We start from the raw sequence: 878 nt of genomic DNA on the forward strand, positions 1-878 counted from the left end.
TTACCAAGCTATAGAGAAGGGGTAAGTGTGAGTTTGCTAGAGGCTATGAGCTTTGGCAAACCCATCATCACAAGCAATGCAAGTGGCTGCAAGCATTTAGTAAGAGAGTTTGACAATGGCTACTCTAATGGCTTTTTGTGTGAAGTGTGTGATGCAAAATCCCTAGCAAATGCTATGCGAGAGTTTATCACCTTAGATTCCACCACAAGGGAGGCAATGGGGCAAAACGCAAGGGATTTTGTGTGTGAAAACTATAATATCCAACGCATTATTGACACTTATCACCACGCCTGTGTTTCACGCTCTAGCAAATAGCCACAAAGCTATCTCATCGCTTAAAAATAGCTCGTTTGCCACCAAAAACTCTTCTCCCTTTTCTTCTCTTTTTTCTTGGCGGATATGGCATTTGCCTCCGCTAAGCAAGAATCCTATGTGCTTTTCCATCGCCACTTTGTCCATAAACAACTCTTCTAAAACGCTCATCTTAACACCCACAGCACAACGCAACCCAAGCATAATATTTTCCATACATAAATCCCTTTGGCTTAAAGCTTCAACAAGCCTTTTGCGTGGTGTTTTTATGTAGTTTGCCAATTGCGGATACGCTCTCAATCGCCTATTGCTAAGCCTTCCCACAGCTCCAGCCCCACAGCCTATATATTCCCTGCCCTGCCAATAGCCTAGATTATGTTTGCACTGCTTAGAATCTCCATTTGGCTTAGAATCCACCCCCAACTTAGAATCTTTAGCATAGTTTGACACTTCATATTGAGAAAATCCCGCCTTTTCTAGCAACTCCCTAGCAAAAAAGCAAAAGTCATCTTTAGATTCTAAATCTTGTGAAAAACGTTTGGAATCTAGGGCAAAGCGTGAGCCTT

General features: G+C 42.4%; 2 protein-coding genes. One reads left to right on the top strand and one right to left on the bottom strand.

What is annotated here, in order from left to right; genetic code table 11:
• Positions 1–315: glycosyltransferase (locus HCCG_RS11380; RefSeq protein WP_034548688.1), on the top strand; the 315-nt coding region annotated here is incomplete at its 5' end.
• Here the strand turns inward: HCCG_RS11380 and HCCG_RS11385 are convergent.
• Positions 298–878 (bottom strand): hypothetical protein (locus tag HCCG_RS11385; protein WP_002957701.1); only part of this gene is annotated, 581 nt, incomplete at its 5' end. The genes HCCG_RS11380 and HCCG_RS11385 overlap by 18 nt on opposite strands.

The organism is Helicobacter cinaedi CCUG 18818 = ATCC BAA-847 (assembly GCF_000155475.1).
GTDB lineage: Bacteria > Campylobacterota > Campylobacteria > Campylobacterales > Helicobacteraceae > Helicobacter_C > Helicobacter_C cinaedi.